Annotated in this window: 21 protein-coding genes and 2 pseudogenes; 10 read left to right on the top strand and 13 right to left on the bottom strand. The window is 50.1% G+C overall.

The annotated features are described in order from the left end of the window. Positions 1-18 precede the first annotated feature (18 nt). The 4 genes and pseudogenes from NNN64_RS04265 (at position 19) to NNN64_RS04255 (ending at position 2,004) form a co-directional block, all read left to right on the top strand. Positions 19-1,149, top strand: a complete 1,131-nt coding sequence (locus NNN64_RS04265) for a DUF6883 domain-containing protein (RefSeq protein ID WP_271440593.1) — start codon at positions 19-21, stop codon at positions 1,147-1,149. An 8-nt stretch (positions 1,150-1,157) separates the two neighbouring features. Further along, positions 1,158-1,388, top strand: coding sequence for a DUF4926 domain-containing protein (locus NNN64_RS04260; protein WP_271440592.1), 231 nt, complete (start codon positions 1,158-1,160; stop codon positions 1,386-1,388). 39 nt (positions 1,389-1,427) lie between these two features. Continuing rightward, a pseudogene (locus NNN64_RS23210) lies at positions 1,428-1,793 on the top strand (DUF6883 domain-containing protein); the annotation flags it as partial. Between the two features lie 10 nt (positions 1,794-1,803). After that, a complete protein-coding gene (locus tag NNN64_RS04255) occupies positions 1,804-2,004 on the top strand; it encodes a DUF4926 domain-containing protein (protein ID WP_271440591.1) in 201 nt (66 codons plus the stop codon). 219 nt (positions 2,005-2,223) lie between these two features. Here the strand turns inward: NNN64_RS04255 and NNN64_RS04250 are convergent, their stop codons facing one another. From NNN64_RS04250 to trpS, 7 genes and pseudogenes are all read right to left on the bottom strand, one after another. After that, a complete protein-coding gene (locus NNN64_RS04250; RefSeq protein ID WP_271440590.1) occupies positions 2,224-2,706 on the bottom strand; it encodes a glutathione peroxidase in 483 nt (160 codons plus the stop codon). Positions 2,707-2,824: 118 nt separating this feature from the next. Further along, positions 2,825-3,013: pseudogene (locus NNN64_RS04245) on the bottom strand (deoxygluconate dehydrogenase); the annotation flags it as partial. Positions 3,014-3,060: 47 nt separating this feature from the next. Beyond that, complete coding sequence (locus tag NNN64_RS04240) at positions 3,061-4,008, bottom strand: Csu type fimbrial protein (protein ID WP_271440589.1); 948 nt, start codon at positions 4,006-4,008, stop codon at positions 3,061-3,063. After that, complete coding sequence (locus tag NNN64_RS04235) at positions 3,999-6,155, bottom strand: fimbria/pilus outer membrane usher protein (RefSeq protein ID WP_271440588.1); 2,157 nt, start codon at positions 6,153-6,155, stop codon at positions 3,999-4,001. The genes NNN64_RS04240 and NNN64_RS04235 overlap by 10 nt, the downstream gene beginning before the upstream one ends. 151 nt (positions 6,156-6,306) lie before the next feature. Further along, positions 6,307-7,023: a fimbrial biogenesis chaperone gene (locus tag NNN64_RS04230; protein ID WP_271440587.1), complete on the bottom strand. Its 717-nt coding sequence runs from the start codon at positions 7,021-7,023 to the stop codon at positions 6,307-6,309. A gap of 22 nt (positions 7,024-7,045) precedes the next feature. After that, positions 7,046-7,531: a Csu type fimbrial protein gene (locus NNN64_RS04225; RefSeq protein WP_271440586.1), complete on the bottom strand. Its 486-nt coding sequence runs from the start codon at positions 7,529-7,531 to the stop codon at positions 7,046-7,048. A gap of 267 nt (positions 7,532-7,798) precedes the next feature. Continuing rightward, on the bottom strand, positions 7,799-8,803 hold the full coding sequence (trpS, locus tag NNN64_RS04220) for a tryptophan--tRNA ligase (protein ID WP_271440585.1): 1,005 nt from the start codon (positions 8,801-8,803) through the stop codon (positions 7,799-7,801). A 310-nt stretch (positions 8,804-9,113) separates the two neighbouring features. On the opposite strand from trpS, the gene NNN64_RS04215 reads away from it, so the two are divergent. After that, positions 9,114-10,511: a hypothetical protein gene (locus NNN64_RS04215; RefSeq protein WP_271440584.1), complete on the top strand. Its 1,398-nt coding sequence runs from the start codon at positions 9,114-9,116 to the stop codon at positions 10,509-10,511. A 60-nt stretch (positions 10,512-10,571) separates the two neighbouring features. On the opposite strand, the gene NNN64_RS04210 is transcribed toward NNN64_RS04215, so the two are convergent. Next, entirely contained in the window at positions 10,572-12,356 is a 1,785-nt protein-coding gene (locus tag NNN64_RS04210; RefSeq protein ID WP_271440583.1) for a diguanylate cyclase, read from the bottom strand. Positions 12,357-12,472: 116 nt separating this feature from the next. Continuing rightward, a complete protein-coding gene (locus NNN64_RS04205) occupies positions 12,473-13,582 on the bottom strand; it encodes an AI-2E family transporter (RefSeq protein WP_271440582.1) in 1,110 nt (369 codons plus the stop codon). A gap of 181 nt (positions 13,583-13,763) precedes the next feature. Here NNN64_RS04205 and NNN64_RS04200 point away from each other — a divergent pair, with 181 nt between their 5' ends. After that, positions 13,764-14,462: an RluA family pseudouridine synthase gene (locus NNN64_RS04200; protein WP_271440581.1), complete on the top strand. Its 699-nt coding sequence runs from the start codon at positions 13,764-13,766 to the stop codon at positions 14,460-14,462. Between the two features lie 19 nt (positions 14,463-14,481). Here NNN64_RS04200 and mdtK read toward each other — a convergent pair whose 3' ends face one another. Further along, positions 14,482-15,855, bottom strand: a complete 1,374-nt coding sequence (gene mdtK / locus NNN64_RS04195) for a multidrug efflux MATE transporter MdtK (protein WP_271440580.1) — start codon at positions 15,853-15,855, stop codon at positions 14,482-14,484. Between the two features lie 217 nt (positions 15,856-16,072). Between mdtK and NNN64_RS04190 the strand changes: the two genes are divergently transcribed. After that, positions 16,073-16,720: a riboflavin synthase subunit alpha gene (locus tag NNN64_RS04190; protein ID WP_202038734.1), complete on the top strand. Its 648-nt coding sequence runs from the start codon at positions 16,073-16,075 to the stop codon at positions 16,718-16,720. Between the two features lie 41 nt (positions 16,721-16,761). On the opposite strand, the gene cfa is transcribed toward NNN64_RS04190, so the two are convergent. After that, entirely contained in the window at positions 16,762-17,910 is a 1,149-nt protein-coding gene (cfa, locus tag NNN64_RS04185) for a cyclopropane fatty acyl phospholipid synthase (RefSeq protein ID WP_271440579.1), read from the bottom strand. 290 nt (positions 17,911-18,200) lie between these two features. After that, positions 18,201-19,406: a purine nucleoside transporter PunC gene (punC, locus tag NNN64_RS04180; protein WP_271440578.1), complete on the bottom strand. Its 1,206-nt coding sequence runs from the start codon at positions 19,404-19,406 to the stop codon at positions 18,201-18,203. A 111-nt stretch (positions 19,407-19,517) separates the two neighbouring features. Here punC and punR point away from each other — a divergent pair, with 111 nt between their 5' ends. Continuing rightward, positions 19,518-20,450 carry a DNA-binding transcriptional activator PunR gene (punR, locus tag NNN64_RS04175; protein WP_271440577.1) on the top strand — a complete coding sequence of 311 codons (933 nt, stop codon included), beginning with the start codon at positions 19,518-19,520 and terminating at the stop codon, positions 20,448-20,450. Here punR and purR read toward each other — a convergent pair. Further along, positions 20,447-21,472, bottom strand: a complete 1,026-nt coding sequence (purR, locus tag NNN64_RS04170; protein ID WP_137381283.1) for an HTH-type transcriptional repressor PurR — start codon at positions 21,470-21,472, stop codon at positions 20,447-20,449. The two genes, punR and purR, sit on opposite strands and share 4 nt — an antisense overlap. Positions 21,473-21,769: 297 nt before the next feature. On the opposite strand from purR, the gene cydH reads away from it, so the two are divergent. Both cydH and NNN64_RS04160 read left to right on the top strand, forming a co-directional pair. Further along, on the top strand, positions 21,770-21,859 hold the full coding sequence (gene cydH, locus NNN64_RS04165) for a cytochrome bd-I accessory subunit CydH (protein WP_003029209.1): 90 nt from the start codon (positions 21,770-21,772) through the stop codon (positions 21,857-21,859). A 177-nt stretch (positions 21,860-22,036) separates the two neighbouring features. Continuing rightward, on the top strand, positions 22,037-23,206 hold the full coding sequence (locus tag NNN64_RS04160; RefSeq protein WP_271440576.1) for an MFS transporter: 1,170 nt from the start codon (positions 22,037-22,039) through the stop codon (positions 23,204-23,206). Positions 23,207-23,235: the final 29 nt, after the last annotated feature.

Raw genomic sequence — 23,235 nt, 5'->3', positions numbered from 1 at the left:
GGATAAGGAAGAAACGGAATGTTCACTCTTTACATGAGGTGGGATGCCGAGCGAGAACTGGCTCCTGGTGATATTCAGTTCATTCTGTCGCCACGAGATGCGCTGGATATGGCGGGCATCTTTTATGAACTGGATTACCTGGAATACGACCAGTGCAACCGCATTCTGCCTCACAGCGTCCCGAAGCGACAGAGAGGGGTTTACCACCGATACGCGACACAACCCTACAAACGCAAGCGTCTTACTGAATACGACGGACTCTATGATGAGGTGAAATGGAATCTGGAACACGGCGGGATGGTTGGCGTTGACACCAGCGAAAAATGGGAGCACTTCCGCAATCCGTTCTATTTCGATGATGACAGTAATCTGATTTATGACTGCTTCATGGATACCTACAGTGAGGGTTTTCAGCAGGCAGTGCGTCAAATCTACGAATATAGCCTAAACGAGCATCAGGGAAGAAAGCCGCCTCCGACCATTAAACATCACTATGCCGATGCCCCTATACAACGCGCCCAGGCGGATAGAACGATTAACAGTAAAGCTGCCGGACGTCTTCTGGCTGCGGGTGGTATCTACAACGGCAATGTTGAGGGATTCCATCAGACCGTACAGCAGCTCGGTGGTGATGCGCCAGCAGGCTACGATCAGGTCATGGACAACAAAGGGTTATTAATTACCGCTGCGTCTGTCACAGCCGGGCTGATGATGGGAAAAGTTAACATCACTGAAGAACTAGAAGAGCTATCGTCATTAAGCAAAATCCCAACGTTTGAATCTCCTGCTTTAAAGGGGTTTATCTCTGAGTCAGGGACATTACTGAATGCTGAACACGCCGTTGTAGATTACAGAAAACTATCTACTTACTCTTTAGACCCTACTCATCCAACTGGAGGGCATAAAGCGAGGGTGTTCCAGTCAGCGTTGGGTTATAACCCAACGAATGCTGACGTTTTAGGTGCACGAGTTCAGGAGGGAGTATTGTCAGCGCCAGCGAAGATGCTAGACCCAATTAATTTTGGGCAAAAAATGGCCGTAGACATGCCAATTTTAGGGATAAATGGCAAAACAGCGACAGTCCGAACGGGCTGGATCTATGAAACAGGTTCGTTAGTACCAAGACTAACCACTATTTTTGTGAAATGAGAGAACTCATGATGAAACGAGCCGAACTTGATGTGGTAGTTTTAGCAGAGGACTTGCCTGAGGAAGGCTTAGCAAAAGGGATGATCGGGACGATAGTCGTTGTATTTGAAAACCCGACACTCGCTTATCTAGTTGAGTTTTGTGATGAGGAAGGCCGAACAATTGCTCTGCCCGCGTTGCTATCAGACCAAGTGATTGATTATCTTCCACCAGAGAGACCCGCTGTACGGTTTGAGTGAAAAGCCCGCATTCCAAGTGCGGATTTAAGGCAATGACCTCCTGCTTTAAAGAGTTTTATCTCTGAGTCAGGGACATTACTGAATGCTGAACACGCCGTTGTAGATTACAGAAAACTATCTACTTACTCTTTAGACCCTACTCATCCAACTGGAGGGCATAAAGCGAGGGTGTTCCAGTCAGCGTTGGGGTATAACCCGACAAATTCAGTCGTGTTAGCGAGTAGAGTCCAGGAGGGCATATTAACCGCCCCAGCTAAAGTATTGGACGCGAACCAGCACGGACAACGAATGGCCGTAGATATGCCGATATTAGGCGTTAACGGTGAGACAGTGATAGTACGCAGCGGTTGGATATATGAACCTGATGCTGCAGTTCCACGCATGACAACGATTTTTGTTAAATGAGATGTAGTCCATGAGAAGAGAAGAGTTTGAAGTGGTTGTATTAGCGGAAGATTTGCCGGATGAAGGGTTAACTAAAGGCATGTTGGGTACCATAGTATTCATACATGAAAAACCATATCTGGCTTACATGGTTGAATTTGCTGATGATGAGGGGCGAACTATTGCTATGCCTGATCTTTTGCCTGAACAAATCGCAGATTACAGATTATAAAACGATACAAATCAAATGATCGGCTTATTCAATACGTGGATGGTTTCCAATAACTACCCGGTAACCAGTCCAGTAGTGCCGGATACCATGGCAGACTTAATACGCAATCCAGCGCTAGCGGAGTGGGATATGTAGTGCCATACCGATTTTGGCCACATACGCAAAAGTACGGAATGTCCGCTCCTGGCACCAGGCTGACGGTTCAAATGATAAGAATACCTAGATTTCAAGTGCGGCAATGATGACGGCTTCCATTTTTTCTGGGGTAGTGAACGGAGCAAAACGCTTTAGCGGCTTGCCATCGCGTCCGATAAGGAATTTTGTGAAGTTCCATTTTATCCGTCCCCCCAGTATGCCGGGCAATTCATCTTTTAGATAACGAAATACCGGATGCGTAGCGGCACCGTTAACCTCCACTTTTTCAAACATCGGGAAGCTTACACCGTAGTTGACGTGGCAGGTCTGCGCGATTTCGTCGGCGTTGCCGGGTTCCTGCTTACCGAACTGGTTGCAGGGGAAGCCAAGGACCACCAGTCCCCGGGCCGCGTACTTTTTGTAAAGCGCTTCCAGACCTGCGTATTGTGGCGTGAAGCCACAATGGCTGGCGGTATTTACCACCAGAACCAGCTTGCCAGCATAGTCAGCCATAGAGATAAGCTGGCCGTGCAGGCTGGTGGCTGTCAGTTGATAAAAGGTGGTCATAGCGAACTCCTCAGAGCAGGACCGGTTAGACATCGGCATAGCCATACAGCACGGTGCTGCTGGGGCAAGTGAGAAGCGGAGGTGAGTCCGCTCGGTTTAGTGCTGTCAGATTCCGTCCCTAATGCTCCAAATCTTCGCGAGTGGGTCCTTGAAAGTAAAGGGTACTAATATGGCAACTACGCGGTTGAGTCAGCACGAAACGAAGCGTTTCCCAGACAGTACGCCCATTCATTAGACGCTAGCCCATTTTGGATTGATCGTCGACAAATACATCTAACCCGCTAAGTAAGCTCACATCCGCTGGATATGTCGCTAACTCACCGAACGGCGCATTAGTCGCGATCATCTTGTGAGTTAATAGGTTAACGTAATCACTACCGTGTCAGTATACACGCCTGCCGATGGCCATTTCTGCGGTGGGACTGAACCGTAAACCACCAGGCTCTGCGCTTGCCCATCACCGGAATACTGCTTTTCCGGGTTGTCCGGCGTCCACGTTATAGAATGGGCAGCATCCTGATACAGGGCATAGCTTACGCACTCACCGTTATGGCACAGTGCGCGTTGGTTCCCCTCGGGGTGCAGACCATGACCGATGCTGACGGAATAGTCCGTCCCGGTTGGGCACTGGACGGTAATATTCGCTGTGGATGTCGCGTGAAGCAGATCGCCCTGAGCGGGGCTTTTGCTGCCGAATGCCATATCGTCCACGCTGACCACCTCACAGCCATTTTTCACCGTAGCAGAGGCGCGAATCTGGTCTGTAATGGTTGTCCCATTCAGGGCGCCACAGGCCGGGAGCGCTTGCAATGAACTGGCTGAGGTGTAGGCAATTTGTATTGCCGTGGCGTAGTCATAGTACATCCCGGCGCTGATATTCGTCTGACCGGGATTTATCTTGCCGATAAGCGGTATATCATGTTCAGCCGTCCCGCCTGCCGACAAGGCAAAATCGATTTGAGCATAGACGTTATTATTTTGACTTAGCGGCGAATGCTGATCGTAAATCGAGTAAACCGAAAAATAGAGCGGGGTACTTGAAGGTTCGTTCTGGCTCATCGCCAGCGGGTTGTTCGCCATAACCTTCAGACAGGCGCGGACATACTCGGCCTGACCATCGTAGTTATTGCAGGTAAACGAAAGTCGGGTTGCGGTGGTGCCAGTTTGTCCGGCGGTTACGGTACCAAAATCCAGCCCTGCGGGGCTGCCGTTCCAGCAGTTAGCTGCCACGGCGACTGGACTGAATGTAAATATCAGTACCACGAAAAGGATGAGAAACCAGAGTGAACGAATTACTGACATAGTGCGTTTATTTTCTCCACTGACCGAGAAGCGCTAAATTGCGTCGGCAGTTTTAGAGAACATGAAGAAGATGCCCATTGAATGCGCAGCGCTCCGCCAGCCGGGGGATCTTCCAGATAAATTTTACCTTCATAGCCGACAATGGATTGCGCAGTGCCCAGAGCAGGTGTCTGCCCATGACGATCCCGTACGCTAACTTCTGCAGAGAAGGGCGCATATTTGCCATCGGGTGTTGTGACGGTTAGCAGAACGGCATGCGTGCGATAAATGTTAAAGCTGGCGACGGCGCCGCGCCCGGTTTGTGGGATCAGGATTTCATTGGTGTAGGGCGCGCGATAGTCTTCATCGAGACCGAGAGGGTCGATATCGATATGGTTTGCCTGATAGGGATTCAGGTTATTTAGGAACAGCATACCATTATTATCCGTATGACCAACCGGGCGATGCTCCAGATAAACCGGCACATTGGCTACCTTCGCCGTATCGACGAGGGCGAAAGCGCTACCCAGTTCGCGGGTGGCGTAGAAATGCCCCATAAACAAACCCACGGCACCGGTCATTGAGCCGTAGTCGTTATTCTGTTGCTCATCGCGATTGTAGCCTAACGCCAGATCGCTCCAGGTGTTACGGCGCTGGAGACTGGCATGGATGTTTTGATTCTTGCCTTGTTGCGCAGAAAGATTCCAGCCCCAGCCCGGTTTATTGGATTCCAGCGAGTGCGACAGGTTGGCCTGCACGGAATTTCCGTCTTTATCATGATTATTCTGCAGCGAGAGGTAATCCTGATGACGAAATAGCGGAATACTGAATGTGACGTACACGGTGGTGTTGTGTTCGTCGCCAAGTGATTGTGTGATGCTGGATGAAAGATTAACCTGATTTTCAAAACTTTTTGACCAGGAGATTCCCAGATAGCGTTCCGCATACTCGGGGAATGTCTGGCTGACCCAGCTCGCACCGAAAGTACCCGTCTTATCAAACGACATGCTGGCAAAGGCAGAATCTTCACGGCTGGCAATGTCGTTATCCGCTATGGATGAAATATCGCGAAACCCCCGACTGGCCTGTGAGTGTGAGAGCGAGAAATTAAAGATCTGATTGTTCCACTGCCAGCCGGAACCCCATTGGTTACCACTGTTCGCCTGATAACGACTGGCGGCTGCATTAGCATGAAGTGTACCCAGCGACGGAGAGAGCAAATAATCCCAACCTACCCCCTGATTATGCAGACAGCCACTCTGCTCGGTATGCATGCCGACGGTGGTGGTGTCGTTCAGGCCGTGACGCCAGTCGCCCACGCCGACCAACTGAGGATCATAGCCAAAAGAACGGTAAGTGTAATCTTCCCGTACCCAGCCCAGGCTCATGCCCCAAGTTGTTAGCCCATCCGAAAGGAGTTGATTGGTGCCGTAGAGATTCAAGTCCACCACGCGTTGTTTACCATTCACATCGGTAATTACCACCTGCGCACCTTCGCTGCCAGTAAAAACCGGTGCTGTGTTAAGCGTAAATTGCCCGGGCTGAACCTTCTGCGAAGAGGTTCTGATACCTTTGACGTACAGATCAACGGTGGACGGTAGCACGACGCTATCGGTCAGAATATCCTGCGATGAGGTGTTAAAGTTGGGTTGAGTGCTGTAGTTATGTGCAAGGCTAATGCCACCAAAACGGACGCTATTCGTCCATGATTGTGCAGATGTATAACCATCCCCGAGCCTGAGTGTGAGCAGTTTATCCACGTTTTCGTAGTTCCAGTTGCTCATCAGGCGATGCGTTCCCGTTTGCGCTTCGTTGCTGCTGCTCGACTCTTGCGTATTGAAGGATGTGGAGAAAAAACCAGGGCCAACGCCAAAGGTGCGAAACTCGCTATAAGCTGAAGTCTCTTGTACGCCGTTTTCGTTGCTGGCGAATAAATCGTAATTTAACGCGAGCCCCCGCACTTCGGGTGACAACTCGGACGTACGGATAAGGCGCGAACCATTGCTGCTGGAAAGATGGCTTTCTTTGTCGAGCCAGTTTTTACTGGCGGTAATGGTCAGGCTTTGATTAAGGTTGTCGAAAGTAACATTGAGGCCATCCTGTGAACTGATATCAAAATAACCTTTTTGCTCCGGCAGAGATGACACTTTCAGGTTAAGTTTATCCATATCCTGACCAGCAATATAGAGTTTGTTATTGATGTTCCTGGCCTTAATAAACCCCTTAACCGGTTGCTCATTTATCGTTGCAGTCAGATACAGCGTCTCATTTTCCGCAGCCTGGACTGTGGGACATACCAATAAAAAAACAATAACGGATTTAAGGTATAATTTTAACGATCTGCGTTTTAGCATTGTCATTCAAATTAAGTGATAAAGATGACGCAGTAGTTATTCCATTCGGTAACGGCCATTCCTTTTCACTATGCGGTAATACATAACCGAGTAATCCTTTGCTCATGGCAACATTTTTTGTGCCCGAAACAAGGAAAACATCGCTTAATTTAACATGCTGGGCACCATTGTTTTTTATTTTTAACATTAATGGATGGGCAGAACGATCGATTGATATAGCCAGTTGGCTACTGATGGGTTGGGTATCTTTACAATTGACAAATACGGGAATGGAATAACGCAGCAGGAAACGTACCCCATCTTTATCAGCCATATTATTTTCGCCGGGGAGTTCATCAACGATAATACGGTAGGCCTGTTCGGTATCACCACTGTCTGGCGTTGCTAAGATAACCCGAACCAATTGCTGACGAGAAACTGGGATCGTGGTCATGGGAGGGCTAACCATTACGTCCTGGGTCTCGGTCAGGTTATCTTTATTGTTCTGTTGATGCCACGCATAAACGCGGATCTGCGCCCCAATAGTGGCACTACCGGTATTCCGTACATATATGGCCTGAGCAGATTCATTTCCACAGAATCCCAGCGTTACCGGGTAAACCTGCAGGGTGGCAGCGTATGAATTCACCGTGCAGACCAGACCAACAATGCTCATGCCTGCCCATAAAATAAACCGCTTCATATGCTGCACCTTTAAGAATGAATTAATACGTTACAGTTAAGGTTACGGTATCGGTATAGTCCCCAGCCGGGGCCTGTTTCAGGGCATTTGCCGTTACTTTCCCGAAGATAGGTAGTGCCTGCTGCTCACCGGTACCGATGCCTGAAATGCCGTTATCCACCAGGGAGGTACCACCCGGATGGTCGGTTGAAAGGCTATAGGCTACTTTTGTGGTGTCGGCGGTATCGTTAGAGCTCATTTCGAAATCATGCGTTTTATCCGTTCCGAGCCTATATCCGGTGCCGTTAGTACAAGTGACATAAGCTTTGGCTGAAGCGGTAACCGCCCCATCATTACTGCCGTGAGAACCAAAATCCATATCATCAACGCTGACCTTGCAGGATTTTTCTACGGTCAGTTTTACCGTCATTTGGTCGCTAACACTGCCTGAATCATCTGCAAAGACAGCGGATGAAAATAAAATGCTAATCGCAGTCAGAGATAATGCAGTGGCTTTACGGTTAATCATTTTAAAACTCGCTAAGGTTATATAATCGACTTTATAAGGGTGGAAAAGGCGAGGAAGGATAGAGATTACTCATCCTCTTTGATTATGTATTTGTGCTATGTGCAGATCATGTAAATAGTTAGGAACGCTATTTACATTTAGCAGAGCGAAATTTAATCACTGCCAAGTGTTATCGTGTAGTGTTGGTAAAAACATAACGGAAAATATACCTAAAAAGAGTCATCCCTCCCGGCGGTTATTTTCCACCGGGAGGGACATCAATCCAGATTAAAATACCGACAGCCCCAATCCTTGTTTTACTTCTCTTAGCGTTTGCTGTGTGATGTCGTAGGCCTGCTCGCTGCCTTTTTTAAGCATCGCCATCAGCATACCTTTATCCTGAATATAGGTTGCCCGACGCTCACGCATTGGCGCGATGAGTTCTTGCAGGCACATCTCCAGCTCATTTTTACATGCCCGATCACCCAATCCTCCTTGCTGATAATGCGCTTTCATTTCTGCGACTTTGGCCTTGTCCGGATGAAAAGCATCCAGATAGGTGAACACAACATTGCCCTCAATTTGCCCCGGATCGGATACTTTTAGGTGGCTAGGATCTGTGTACATTGCGCCGACGGCGCGATGGATAGTCTCTTCACTTGCCGACAGGAGCAGCGTATTGCCAAGTGATTTCGACATCTTGGCGTTGCCGTCAATACCCGGAAGACGGCTGGTTTCGCTTAACATAGCTTTACAATGATGCAAAACGGGGGCCGGTAACAGGCTATTCATCTTGTGTACGATTTCATTAGTTTGCTCGATCATCGGCAACTGATCGTCGCCGACGGGTACCAGGCTGGCTTTGAACGCCGTAATATCTGCTGCCTGGCTGATCGGGTAAACCAGGAAACCGACCGGCAGCGAACGGGCGAAACCTTTTTGCGCAATTTCATTTTTGACCGTTGGGTTACGCTCGACGCGAGCCACAGTAACGATATTCATATACAGTGCGGTGAGTTCGGCAAGGGCAGGTAGTGCCGATTGTAAACAAAAGGTGGTGAGTGAGGGATCAATACCTGCAGCGAGATAATCGGCCAGCACTTCGGGTATGTTATCTTGGATCTTTTGTGGATTGCTGCCGTTATCGGTCAGACCTTGCAGGTCTGCGACCAGAACAAACTGCTGATAATCGTGTTGCAGTATCGCGCGTTGGCGCAGGGAACCTACATAGTGGCCAAGATGCAATGGCCCAGTAGGACGGTCGCCGGTAAGGATGATGGATTTGTTGTACATAGAAGACTCCTTAAGCATAAAACCGAAAGGGGTCTCAAAATGCAAATAACCGCCTTTCGGCGGTTATTTAAAAATGGATAAACACATTCTGACCGCCTTTAAGAAGGCAGCCACCAACGCTGGTGGTTAAAACCGTTGCAATCGTGTTTTATATTCATCAAATCAACATATCACTGCCAGGCGCTGAGGTAAAGTAATGCTCTGCCCGGTCGGGGTGGCAACATCATTTTGGCTTTACGGGTAGGGTACCCATTGTTATGTTTGGAAATCCCTTTGTAATCATGGTGATAACTTTCGACAAGGAAGTACAATGCATAAAGAAGTTCCTGTGAAACTCGATCTAGCAGCATTGCAAAGTAGTGGGCCATTGCTGTGGGAGAAAAAGTTGCGTCCAGGTGACGTTTTGTTAGTTTGTGGAAACAGTCCATTCAGTTCACTAATTGTGAAAGCGAGCGGCGGACCATACTCTCATGCCGCTATCTGGATTCATGGTGGTGATTCAGGCATTGAAAGTCTATATCTTGCCGAATCGGATACATCGGGGGTTGGATTTACTTTTTTATTGCCAATGCGTCTGTATCCTGGGGGGCATTCCACTGCTGAAAAGGTTATTTGCATCCCCGAAAATCCGAGAGAATGGATTTTATTGCGCCATCCTGAATGCGAAAATATTGATCTCTCCAGGATGATTCAGGCTTCGAAAGATCTACAAGAAAATGATTTTTATAAAACCTACTCAGCTGTACCGAGACTTCTTGAGGCCATAACGCTACCAGACTTTCCACATTTACTGGCAAAACATGTTGCGCAAGCAATCGAGTCCTGCCGTTTTGATAAAGGAACGCGGGGCGCATTTTGTTCTGAGCTTGTCGCTACATTTTTTTCCAGACTCGGTCTGGAACTGTTTACCGATGGACGTGATCCGCAGACCGTTTCGCCAAATGATTTTTTATTGCCAGAATGCCGATTAACCGTGGTTACGGATGCGTTTGTCGATGCTGATAGTCTGCTGCCGGGAACCTATGGCTACGGAACGCCTTATCAAAAACGGAGTAACGATCCTTTTTTGCGTACGATGATAAGCAATCGCGACGTCTACGATAAAATCGCCGCAAGTATGAAGGGTGCAGAGCGCGCTCAGCAAGAAGCAAGTGCCTGGATTATTGCACAGCACATTAAGAATGCCAGTGCTATGGAGCACCAGTTTGCTGAGCAGATTGCGCTGGCAGAACGGTGGCATGAGAATGAATACGTCGAGAAATTACAGCATTATGCGATAATGTTTAAATATAGCCACCGCTTACTACAAAATGTATATGAACTTAATCATCACTATTGGTTCGGAGATAATCCCCTTATCGATATTGCTGCCTGGAATCAGGCGAGTGCAACGCTTCAATTTAGCGCCAGCCAGATGCTATATTGTGCCCAGCGTGCACTAATTAGAAACACGGCACTTTCAGGTCTGCGCAGAATAAGAAGCATACACAAAGTTTCACCGCCTGGCCGAATACAGTTAGTTAAATTTAGACGCTTACGTGCTAATAATTTGAAACTTTGGTGCCAGTATAAAAAAGACAGTTACGCCAGTCTTGACTCCTGTATAAAATTCTCTTCTGCAGGTGTGCCAGGTGAGCAGGCAACTGCCTATATTCAGGATGTAATCCAGAAAACTCACCAGTCACTTATCGATGAATATACCCATTAATGGGGGTACTTCCTCGGGGGATAGTTTAGGAAGTACCCGTCTGGACTTACGCACCGCTTTTTAGCTCGCTTCCAGCATCCCAAAGCTCACTATTCGCGAACGTCCCAGCTCTTTTGCACGATACAGCGCGACATCCGCGGCACGTAACAGGTTATCGCTCTGGGCGTGCTGCGGGTAGCTGGCGACACCAATAGATACATCAACGTGACCGATATCAGAGACGCCAAAGCTGAGCGTCAACTCGCGTACGCCGTTATAAATGTCCGTCGCAAAGCGATTGGCCGCTTCTTCATCCATACCGGCAAGTAGAACCAAAAACTCTTCACCACCGTAGCGGAAGGCCATTCCGTGGTCGTGAACAACGCGCTGAATAATGGCAGCGATACTTTTTATCACACCATCACCTGCCTCATGACCAAAACGGTCGTTGATGCTTTTGAAGTGATCAATATCGATCATCAGGCAACTGATCGGTTCCTGGTTGTGGACAGCCTGACTCATCTGGGTGCGCAGAGTGTCTTCAAGGTGATGGCGATTGCGCAGGCCGGTCAGTGGGTCATAAAGCGCTTTTTCCAGTAGTGCATCGCGCAGACGTTGGTTGGCCAATGCCAGTCCAAGTGCCTCGGCCAGCAGCTCCAGATAAGCACGGGAAGGGGCAGAATTGTCGCTGAGATTCTGGAATGAGAGCAAGCCGATGGCTTCACCCTGGGCGAGCAACGGTACGCACAGGGTATGATCCTGACAGGACTCAGGCAGGTGGTAGCAGGCGATATCCGGCTCGCCCTGCACGGGAGGATGACTTTGCCCACGGCGCACAGCCCAGCATTCATCCGGATGGAAAGAGTCTGCTTTGCCTTGCGGAGAGAGCCACTCGGCGGCACAGCGCATGTGCCAGGCCTCCCGGTCAAGAATGTAGAGCCGCCCGGCAACGCCTGGGGCAATGTTCGGGGCAAAAAGCTGTGCGACATTGATAACATCGGCAAAGTTTTCGCAGCCCTGTAAACGCTGGGTCATACGAGCCAATAGTTCGCGGATCGCCCAGTCGGCATCCCGCTCTTTCTCCAGCCGCTGTCGCGCAAGGCCGTTCTCGCGAAAAATGCGAATGGCTTGCGCCATGTCGCCAATCTCATCAATCTGATTAAAGTTAGGCGTCTCTACGGCGTAATCCTGCGAGGCGAGGCGGTGAACCACGTCGCTCAGACGCACAACCGGACGCAGTACGCGACGTTTCAAAATAAAGCCGAGGACAAACAAAAACAGCAGCGCGGTTAATCCGACCATAACTTCAGAGAGCGTACGCAGTATGCGGGATGTCCTGGTGGCATCGTCAATGCTGTTACGTACACGGTTATCGAGCAACTGCCGGAAATGATCTATCCGCACCTGCGCCCGTTCCAGCTCCTGTTCATAGGCTTTGCCGTAGAGCAGCGCGATAGCCTGTGACGTTTCTCCGCGGGCCATACTGGCGAGCGCCGTTGCTTGCTCTTCCTGTAGCGCATCGACAATTTGTAATCCTTCATGCAGCAGCGCCAGTTCTTCACCTGTCGCACCGACGTCTTTTAATTTTGTTAACCGCAGCTCAACCGCTTTTAGCGACGACGCCTTCTGACGATAGGCGTTCAGCGCCTCTGGATCTTTAGCGATCACGTACTCGCGAGCTAAATCGGACAATGACCAGGCATCGAGCTCTACCTCTTCGGTTAGCTGATCAAATTTATACCGCTGCTCTACCACCTGACGTTCAGTATTGTCTGCTCCGGATGCCATCAGCATAACAACACCGGAGGCAATGGTCAGGCATACCGTCGCACTGTAAGCCCAGTTGGTGATTGTGGCTATTCGCACTTTTTCGTTCCTTCTGCGACGATTAATGAATAAGCATGATTGAAATTATAGGAAACGTATGATTTTGCGTGAAAACAAAAGGCGACCCGAGGCCGCCCCTTGTTATCGTCATGCCATCATAAATCTGGAGGGGTTTTTCCTTCTTCCATGAACGCTTCATCGATACCTTCTACGTTGCCCTCATGGTCACGTCCGGAGAACAGATTCCAACTGGCCAAAAACAGCGCGGCGATCAACGGGCCAATCACAAAACCGTTGATACCGTATATCTCCATCCCACCGAGAGTGGTAATCAATATCAGGTAGTCCGGCATTTTGGTGTCTTTTCCTACCAGTAACGGGCGCAGGATATTGTCCACCAGTCCGACAATAATGACGAAAAATCCGACAATAAACAGCCCTTGCCACAGCTGGTGGGTGGCGAAGAGGAAAATGGCGGCGGGGACCCAGACTATTGCCGAGCCAACCGCGGGCACCAGCGAGAGAAATGCCATTAGTGCGCCCCACAAAATGCTGCCGTCGATGTCGACAATGGCGAAAGCAATGCCGCCAAGCGTGCCCTGTACGACAGCGACAACCGCCGTGCCTTTGACTGTCGCCCGTGTGACACCCACGAATTTGGCAAACAAGTGCTGCTTGGCAAAATCGGACAGCGGTAAGGAATCCAGAATCTGACGCACCAGATACGGTCCATCTTTCAGCAGGAAAAACAGCAGGTACAGCATGATGCCAAAGCTGATGGCGAAGCCAAAGGTTCCTTTACCAATCAGGAAAGCACTGCCTGCGAGGTACTGCCCGCCCTGCAGCGCAATGTCGGAGAGTTTTTTCTGGATCTGCGCGACATCATCCAGATTGTGTTCTGCGAGGAACCCTCTGGCCCAGTCAGGAAGATAAGAAAGAATAGAACTGACCACTTCCGGAAACTGTGTATTGTTTTGCTGCAACTTGGTGTAAACCACATTCAGTTCGATTGCCAACGACGACAGGATCACCATCAGAGGAATAAAAACAATCAAACAGATAATCCCGATAGTGATTAACGATGCCAGACCGTTACGTTCGCCAAGCGCACTGCGCAGTTTGTTTTTCACCGGGTTAAAGATAGTCGTCAGAATTGCAGCCCACAAGATTGCGGAGAAGTAGGGGGACAACACGTCGAAAAACGCCCAGGTCACGAGGGCAAGAATGAAAATGAAGAAACCTTTGGTCAGTCCGTTAAATCGCATTAGTGAATCCTGTAACTGAGAAGCAGTCTCGACTATAGAACTGTTCAGCAGAATTACCAACTGTGGATGTTGAACGATGTAACCAGGTTGTTGATAGGTAATGTGACGCAGGGCTGGCTTGATTCGCCAACCGGTTGAAAATTCGTTATGATCCACCCCCACTTTTTAGTCTGGTTGTCTGATGTCTACGATTCTCGACTCCTTTGTTGCTCCGCCGTGCCATGATGAAATAGAGATCCTTTGCCAGGATGAACATCTGCTGCTTATCAATAAACCCAGTGGGTTACTGAGTCTGTCGGGGAAAAATCCGCAAAATCTCGACTCAGTGCACTATCGCCTGGTACAGATATACCCGGGCTGCACGCTGGTGCACCGGCTTGATTTCGGTACTTCAGGTCTGATGGTCGTTGCACGCAATAAAGCAATCAATGCTGCGCTCTGTCAGCAGTTCAGCCAACGCTCGGTGACTAAGGTGTACAGCGCATTGTTATGTGGACACCTTAAACAGGATGAAGGTGTGATTGATGCTGCCATTGCCAAAGATCCTGCACTGTTTCCGTTGATGTCGATTAGTGCAATTAGCGGTAAGCCTGCGCGCTCCCGTTTTCGGGTGATTGAGCGCTTCAATCAACGACTGAAGGATGGAAGGTCACTGCCCCTGACGCGGGTACAACTGATGCCGGAGACCGGACGAACCCATCAGCTACGTCTTCACTGTCAGCATTTGGGTCATCCGATCTGGGGCTGTGATCTTTATGGTGGCCGTGAGTGGCCTGGCACGGAGCAGACGTCACGGCTGATGTTACACGCCAGCGAATTGCGCCTGGTGCATCCCATCAGCAAAGAACAAATCAATATCTGCCATGCCAGCCCATTTTAACCCGGCGGCTATTACGGTGTTATCTTGCTGCACGTTGCAGAATGACGGCTGACGGCTGGCGTTGCAGAAAACGCATCCGCAGCATCATCAACACCGCGGCAGAGGTCAGGCCAATAATAAAGCCCATCCAGAAGCCCGCTGGCCCCATGCGGTCGACGACCAGATCGGTGAGCGCAAGAATATATCCACTTGGCAAACCCAGCACCCAGTACGCCGTGAAGGTGATAAAGAAAATGGAACGCGTATCTTTATAACCACGCAGGATCCCGCTGCCAATAACCTGAATTGAGTCCGAAATCTGGTACACGGCAGCCAGTAACATCAGCTGTGCAGCCAGTGTGACAACTTCAGGATTATTGTTGTAGAGCAGGGCGATGTGCTCGCGCAATGTGACGGTGAAAATGGCGGTCATCATCGCCATACATACGCCGACACCTAAACCTGTTCTGGCAGCGGTCTGTGCATCCAGCGTTGATCCCTGACCCAGGCGGTATCCTACACGAATGGTGACGGCAGCAGCCAAAGACATCGGCAAGACAAACATTAATGAGCTGAAGTTCAGCGCGATTTGGTGTCCGGCGACGTCGACAATCCCCAGAGGGGAGACCAACAGCGCCACCACGGCAAACAGCGTGACTTCAAAAAATAATGCCAGCGCAATGGGCAAACCCAGCTGCACCAGGCGTTTCATCACCACGGTATCAGGTTTCTGGAAGCCACTGACATTACGGATGTCGCGCATTGATCGGGCGCGTTTTACGTAAGAAAGCATGGCGGCAAACATCACCCAATATACCGCCGCCGTTGCCACACCACAGCCTACGCCGCCCAGTTCTGGCATACCTAAATGGCCATAGATGAAAACATAGTTAACCGGAATGTTCACCAGCAGGCCGAGAAAACCCATTACCATTGCCGGTTTAGTCTTGGCCAAACCTTCGCACTGGTTACGGGCAACCTGGAAGAATAAATATCCGGGCGCACCCCAGAGCAGTGCGCGCAGATAGCCAACAGCTTTGTCGGCCAGTGCAGGATCAATGTTATGCATCGAGCGGATAATGTATCCCGCATTCCAAAGCACAATCATAATCAGAACGGATACGCTCCCCGCCAGCCAGAACCCCTGACGTATTTGATGAGCAATACGATCGCGGCGTCCGGAACCGTTAAGTTGCGCAATCACTGGCGTCAGCGCCAGCAACAGACCGTGGCCAAACAAAATTGCGGGTAGCCAGATGGACGTACCAATAGCAACGGCAGCCATGTCCGTCGCGCTGTATCCGCCGGCCATCACGGTATCGACGAACCCCATTGCGGTTTGAGCGATTTGCGCAAGAATCACCGGAATTGCCAGTGCTAATAACTGACGCGCTTCACTTACATACTTTTGCACGTGTACACCACTATATTGTTGTTATTTGAGAGACTAAAAAAGCCGCCTTATATGGCAGCAAGGAGAAAATGCAGGGGAAATTTCAGTCTATTGTAGCGAGGAATCTGTATTTCTCCAGTGAAAAAATAGGCGGGAGTGGCGCATTGCTGGCAACCTGATTTTCCACCTGCTATTGTGCACAGCAGAGATGTCTTAATTGAGTTCAGGAGTTACAGGTATGTTTACGGGTATTGTGCAGGGCACCGCGAAACTGGTGTCGATTGATGAAAAACCGAATTTTCGCACACATGTAGTGGAGTTACCTGAATACATGTTAGATGGGCTGGAGACCGGCGCATCGGTGGCACACAACGGTTGTTGTCTGACGGTGACCGAAATTAACGGTAACCAGATAAGCTTCGATCTGATGAAAGAAACGCTGCGTATCACTAATCTGGGGGACCTGAAAGTCGGGGATCTGGTCAACGTTGAACGTGCGGCAAAATTCAGCGATGAGATCGGCGGACATCTGATGTCGGGCCATATTATGACTACCGCTGAAGTATCTAAAATTCTGACCTCTGAAAATAATCGTCAGGTGTGGTTTAAAGTTCAGGATCCGTCGCTGATGAAATACATCCTGTACAAAGGATTTATCGGTATTGACGGTATTAGCCTGACGGTAGGTGAGGTAACACCGACACGTTTTTGCGTGCATTTGATTCCGGAAACTCTGGAACGTACGACGCTGGGCAAGAAAAAACTGGGGGCACGAGTCAATATCGAAATTGACCCGCAAACACAGGCCGTTGTTGATACGGTTGAACGTGTACTGGCCGCGCGTGAAAGCGCTATAAGTAACGTTACTGGCGAAGCGGGCGTTTAAGTCGGAATAAAAAGCCCCCGCGAGTTCGGGGGCGATGCTGTCTAACGGGGAACGCGGAGCCCGTGTTCAACGCCTCGAGAGAACACAACCTGCCACAGCTGAATGTCGCGCGCGCGAAATGCGCCAGCACACGCATTCAGGTAATAACTGAACATCCGTTTAAAACGCTCACTATAGTTGTCGGCAATTTCTGGCCAGGCGGTCATGAAACGCTCATGCCAGGCCATCAGAGTGGTATCGTAATCCGCACCAAAGTTATGCCAGTCTTCCATCACGAAATGTGGCTCGCTGGCGTTAGCAATCTGGCGAACTGACGGTAAACAGCCGTTCGGGAAGATGTATTTATTGATCCACGGATCAACATTATTGTCAGTTTTTCTAGAACCGATGGTATGCAGCAAAAAAAGACCGTCTTGCTTTAAATTGCGGTCAACAACGTCAAAATAGGTGTTGTAGTTTTTCGGTCCCACATGCTCAAACATACCAACGGAAACGATACGGTCGAACCGGTCATTCAGGTCGCGGTAGTCCTGCAGCAAAATCGTGACATCCAGCCCTTCACAGCGCGTCTGCGCCATTTTTTGCTGTTCTGCTGAAATCGTCACGCCAGTCACGCTCACCCCGTATTGTGACGCCATGAACTGGGACAAGCCTCCCCAGCCGCAGCCAATATCGAGTACGCGCATACCAGGCTTCAATTGCAATTTCTCGGCAATCATTTTTAGCTTCGCCTGCTGGGCAGATTCCAGGGTATCGGCATCTTTCCAGTAGGCGCAGGAATATTGCATGTAGGGATCAAGCATGCGGGTAAAGAGATCGTTGCCAAGATCGTAGTGTTCTTTGCCAACGACCCAGGCGCGTTTTTTGGTTTGTAAATTAAACAGACGGGCCGTTGCGATACGTAGCGTATCTCTGAAGTGGCGGGGGAGTTGGCTTTCAAGACCTGCACGCAGGACTTTGCTAAAAAACATATCCAGCCGATCGCATTCCCACCAGCCGTCCATATAACTTTCACCTAAACCCAACGATCCTTCCTGCAACACGCGTTTGAAAAAGTCGGGGTTTTTAACGCGAATATCTGCCGGTGCCGGGCCATTAATGGTAATGCCTGCACGGCTCAATAACTCATTGGTGATTCGGTACCAGTCATCATTCGGTACGCTGACGTCTTCTATACATGATGAACTCATAGCTTCTCCATCACTGGTCGGTGATCAGAACCTTAAAACAGCGTAGACGCTTTTTTGGGCTTTGTGAGAAATCTCACGGAATTAATCCGCGAATCTATAATCCGACGTAGAACAGAGGAAGGGAGGAACCCTTGCCGAAAAGGCCATCCATGGAAAAACGGGAACCTGCTTGTTCCCGTTACTCTATAAATCTTATCGTTTTATTAACAACCGAAAATCAGTATAGGCCTGAATTTTTGGCTATTCAACCGATAATTGTTAGCGGGCTAACTAAATGCCCGCAACAATGATTAATGTGACTCACCGTGGGCAATTTGCGCGCTCTCATCCGGCAAGGATGTGTTGTCAGTCTGTGACTGCATTTTGTAGCCTAGCGCGGCCAGCAGCACTGTCGTCAGCATAACGCTGGTGGTGGTGAGCAGCGGTGTGCTGATTAACCACGAAACGACCAGGCTTGCCAGGAAGCATAGTCCCAGTTGCAGCGTGTTCTGCAGCGCAGCGGCACGCCCTGTTGCCTGAGGGAATGGACGCAGCGCCTGGGCGACAACGATAGGGTAGATTGCCCCGTTTGCAATGGCCATCACGCAGAATGGGATCAGGATTTCAGCCAACGCAACGTGGTGAATAAAGCCAGTAGCCCAGGTGGCGATAACGCTAATGGCATACAGGATAAGTAACCACGGCAGAAGCTGGCGACCCTGCCATTTTTGCAGTGCCGCACGGCAGCCGTAACCACCGATCAAAAATGCAATAGTTTGTGGGACATAGCTCAGACCAATAACAGCCGGGCTATAGCCCATTTCACTAAGGATAAACGGTGAACCCGTCAGCCATGCGAAGAAGCTCGCGGAACATGCTGCGTAAATCAGTACATTTCCACGGTATGTTTTGGAGCGCAGCAACGTCGCGAACGTCAGTTTATCCTGGCTGTCATCGCGTGCTTTTGCCGTTGGTTTTAAGCGCAGGGCCGGCAACATCAGGATCAGGGTAATCGCAAAAAGGGTGGCAAAAATGGCCTGCCAGGAAAAGTGTACCAGGATCCAACTGCCTAATAACGGTGCAAGTGCAGGAGACAATCCGACCAGCGGCATAATGGTGGCAAAGATGCGGTTTACTTTTTGTGAAGGATAATAATCGGTAACCAGCGCCTGCCAGATAACCGAAGCCGCACAGACACCAACGGCCTGAATAAAGCGCAGCACCAGTAAGCCGGTGGCGTTTTCTACCCACAACATACCCAGGCTGCCCAGCGCGAAGATGGATAAGCCCAGCATCAAAATCGGTTTACGACCATAGTGGTCGGAGAGTGGCCCCCACAAAAGTTGTGCAACGGCAAAACCCGCTAAGAACAAACTAAGGCTGGCACTCACGGCAGAAGCGGGTGTCTGTAAATCGGCCTGAATAGCCGCAAAGGCGGGCAAATACATATCGGTTGCCAGAAAACCCAGCACGCTAAGACCTGCCAGCCAGACTAAAAACCCTTTTCCTGGTTGCATTATCGTTTCTCTTTTTAGCAATAGAACATTGCCGCTGAGTGTAGTGAGTGTAATTCTCGCTGTGAAACGCTAATATTTGCTTACTGATTTCAAATTTTTTGCAGGCAGAGCATGTGGTCGGAATATTCACTTGAGGTGGTTGATGCAGTGGCGCGTAACGGTAGCTTTAGTTCCGCTGCTCAGGAGTTGCACCGCGTACCTTCGGCGGTAAGCTACACGGTGCGCCAACTGGAAGAGTGGCTGGCTGTGCCTCTTTTTGAACGCCGTCATCGGGACGTGGAATTAACGCCTGCTGGCGCGTGGTTTTTAAAAGAAGGTCGGTCTGTTATCAAAAAAATGCAGATCACCCGTCAGCAATGTCAACAAATCGCCAATGGCTGGCGAGGACAGCTGGCGATTGCGGTAGATAATATTGTGCGTCCAGAACGGACCCGACAGATGATTGTGGATTTCTACCGCCATTTCGATGATGTGGAACTTCTGGTCTTTCAGGAGGTGTTTAATGGCGTTTGGGACGCGCTGTCGGATGGTCGCGTGGAGTTAGCTATCGGAGCAACGCAGGCCATTCCGGTAGGGGGACGCTATACGTTCCGGGATATGGGAATGCTGAGCTGGAGTTGCGTGGTAGCCAGTCATCATCCGTTGGCGGCAATGCCGGGACCGCTCAGTGACGATACGTTGCGCAACTGGCCATCGCTGGTACGCGAAGACACCTCCCGCACACTGCCGAAACGTATTACATGGTTACTGGACAACCAAAAACGCGTTGTGGTTCCTGACTGGGAATCCTCGGCCACCTGCTTGTCAGCCGGACTCTGTGTCGGGATGGTACCGACGCATTTTGCAAAACCGTGGATCGATAGCGGAAAATGGGTGGCGTTACAGCTGGAAAATCCGTTTCCGGATGCCGCTTGTTGCCTGACCTGGCAGCAGAACGATACGTCGCCTGCACTGAGCTGGTTACTGGACTACCTGGGGGATAGTGAGACGCTGAATAAAGAGTGGCTGCGGGAACCGGGTGAGGCTCCCGCACAACTGACTTAACGACGATAATCGCGGAATGGACCGTCGGCAACGGAACGACGTTCTACCAGGCGTGGGTGCACCTCGATAGACTGCGATTCTTCACGTTTATTCACGATTCGGTCTAACAGCATGTTGAAGGCCGTTTCACCCAGTGAATCTTTTGGCTGATGGATGGTTGTCAGCGCAGGGGTGAAGTATCGGGCGTTGCGTACGTTGTCGTAACCGATAACTGAGATATCCTGCGGCACGCGCAGTCCCATCTCGTCTGCGGCACACAGCGCCCCCATCGCCATAATATCGCCACCACAGAATACGGCGGTTGGGCGATGCGACTGGGAGAGGATTTGCTGCATAGCGCGGTAGCCGGATTCAGGTTCGAAATCACCCTGGACAATCCAGTTTTCGGGAACTTTAATCAGAGCCTCTTCCATCGCTTTCATGAAGCCAGCCAGGCGGCCTGCGCCGGTATTACGCTCCATGGGACCTGGGATCACGCCGATCTCACGATGACCGCGTTCAATCAGATACCGGCCTGCCATGTAACCACCTTCAAAAGCGTTATCAATGACGGTATCGGTAAAGTCGGCTTTTGCCTCGCCCCAGTCCATGACCACCATTGGAATATGGCGATACTCTTCGAGCATGGAAAGCAGTGATTCCGGATACTCTGAACACATTACCAACAGGCCATCTACGCGCTTTTGCGCCATCATAGACAGGTAGGCCTGCTGTTTTTCAAGGCTGTTCCAGGCGTTGCCCAGAATCAGCGTGTAGCCTTTCTGGAAACAATTCTTCTCAACAGCCTCGATAATTTCGGCGAAATAGGCAGCTTCACTGCTGGTTGCCAACAAACCGATCGATTTGGTGTGATTCACCTTCAGGCTACGTGCAACTGCGCTAGGGGAGTAGTGCAGTTCTTTAATCGCTGCCCAGACAGCGTTGCGCGTTTCTTCTGCGACAAAGCGCGTTTTGTTAATTACGTGTGATACGGTTGTAGTGGAAACGTTTGCTCGCTTCGCTACATCTTTAATAGTTGCCATTACATCTCACTCCAGACCATATCCTAAGCTCCTGAGAATACTCCAGGTAAACGTTTGCCTTCACACACCCTCAACGCAACGTCAGGGTTGCGGCACGCCGGGAAAACGACACGGAACGTCAGGAAGGGGTCAATGGCCGGTACGCTAATCAAGTAAGCGTGGAATTTTGTCTGATCTTAACGAAAAGGGGAAGAGTTAAAAGCAGTTATCAATATAAATCGTGAGAGATTTTTGCTTTCAAGTGTGTAAAAATGCGCAATATCACTTTTTGTGTGGGAATAAAAAGGAGAAAACTTGATGAGCACCGATCTGAAATTTTCGTTAGTGACGACCATAATTGTTCTGGGCCTGATTGTTGCGGGTGGCCTGACTGCAGCACTGCACTGATTTCCCCCGAGGGAGTTCACTCTCCCTCATCCTTTCTGCTTGTCTTTCCCTTCCTATTTTTTGCAAATAAGCAAAAGTCTTTTGCAGTTTTGTTAACTTTATTAATTTTGCGATCAATGTCATGCTTTTGACTCTTATGATGTGTCGTGCCAAGGCTCGACGTTACGGAGTCGATAGATGAAAATAAATTATCCTTTACTGGCGCTGGCGATAGGTGCGTTTGGCATTGGAACGACCGAATTCTCTCCCATGGGATTGCTACCCGTCATTGCCAAAGGCGTGGATGTTTCCATTCCGGCCGCAGGGATGTTAATCAGCGCGTATGCGGTAGGCGTGATGGTTGGCGCACCGCTGATGACCTTACTGCTGTCCCATCGTGCGCGTCGCAATGCGCTTATCTTCCTGATGGCCATTTTTACATTGGGTAATGTGCTTTCGGCGATATCTCCGGATTACACGACGCTGATGCTGTCGCGCATTTTGACCAGTCTTAACCACGGGGCATTTTTTGGCCTCGGTTCGGTTGTGGCGGCAAGCGTTGTCCCCAAACATAAACAGGCCAGCGCCGTTGCGACTATGTTTATGGGGTTAACGATCGCGAATATTGGCGGTGTTCCCGCGGCAACCTGGCTTGGAGAAACCATCGGCTGGCGTATGTCCTTTATGGCGACGGCGGGACTGGGCGTCATCGCGATGGTCAGTCTGTTCTTCTCGTTACCGAAAGGCGGGGCAGGTGAGCGCCCTGATGTGCGCAAAGAACTGGCTGTATTAATGCGTCCACAAGTGGTGTCAGCTTTACTGACGACCGTTCTGGGGGCCGGTGCGATGTTTACGCTTTATACCTACATCTCACCGGTGCTGCACAGTATTACTCATGCTACACCGGCGTTTGTCACCGGTATGCTGGTGCTGATTGGCGTTGGGTTCTCTATCGGTAACTATCTGGGCGGTAAACTGGCTGACCGTTCGGTTAACGGTACGCTGAAAGGCTTTTTATTGCTGCTGATGGTTATTATGCTGGCGATACCTTTCCTTGCACGTAATGAGCTGGGTGCGGCCGTGAGTATGGTGGTGTGGGGCGCAGCAACGTTTGCGGTGGTTCCGCCGCTGCAGATGCGTGTGATGCGCGTTGCCAGTGAGGCACCTGGATTGTCATCGTCAGTGAATATTGGCGCGTTTAATCTGGGGAATGCCCTGGGAGCGGCCGCCGGTGGGGCGGTAATTTCCGGAGGGTTGGGCTACAGTTTCGTCCCGGTAATGGGGGCGATTGTGGCGGGACTTGCGTTACTGCTGGTCTTTGTCTCGGCAAGAAAGCAAGCGGAAGAAGTCTGCAACGCAACGAATTAAAAACAAAAACGCAGAAGGGAACCCCTTCT

The sequence above is a fragment of the Citrobacter sp. Igbk 14 genome (assembly GCF_028069825.1).
In the GTDB taxonomy this organism is placed as follows: Bacteria; Pseudomonadota; Gammaproteobacteria; order Enterobacterales; family Enterobacteriaceae; genus Citrobacter.
This window is presented reverse-complemented; position numbering and strand designations above follow the sequence as displayed.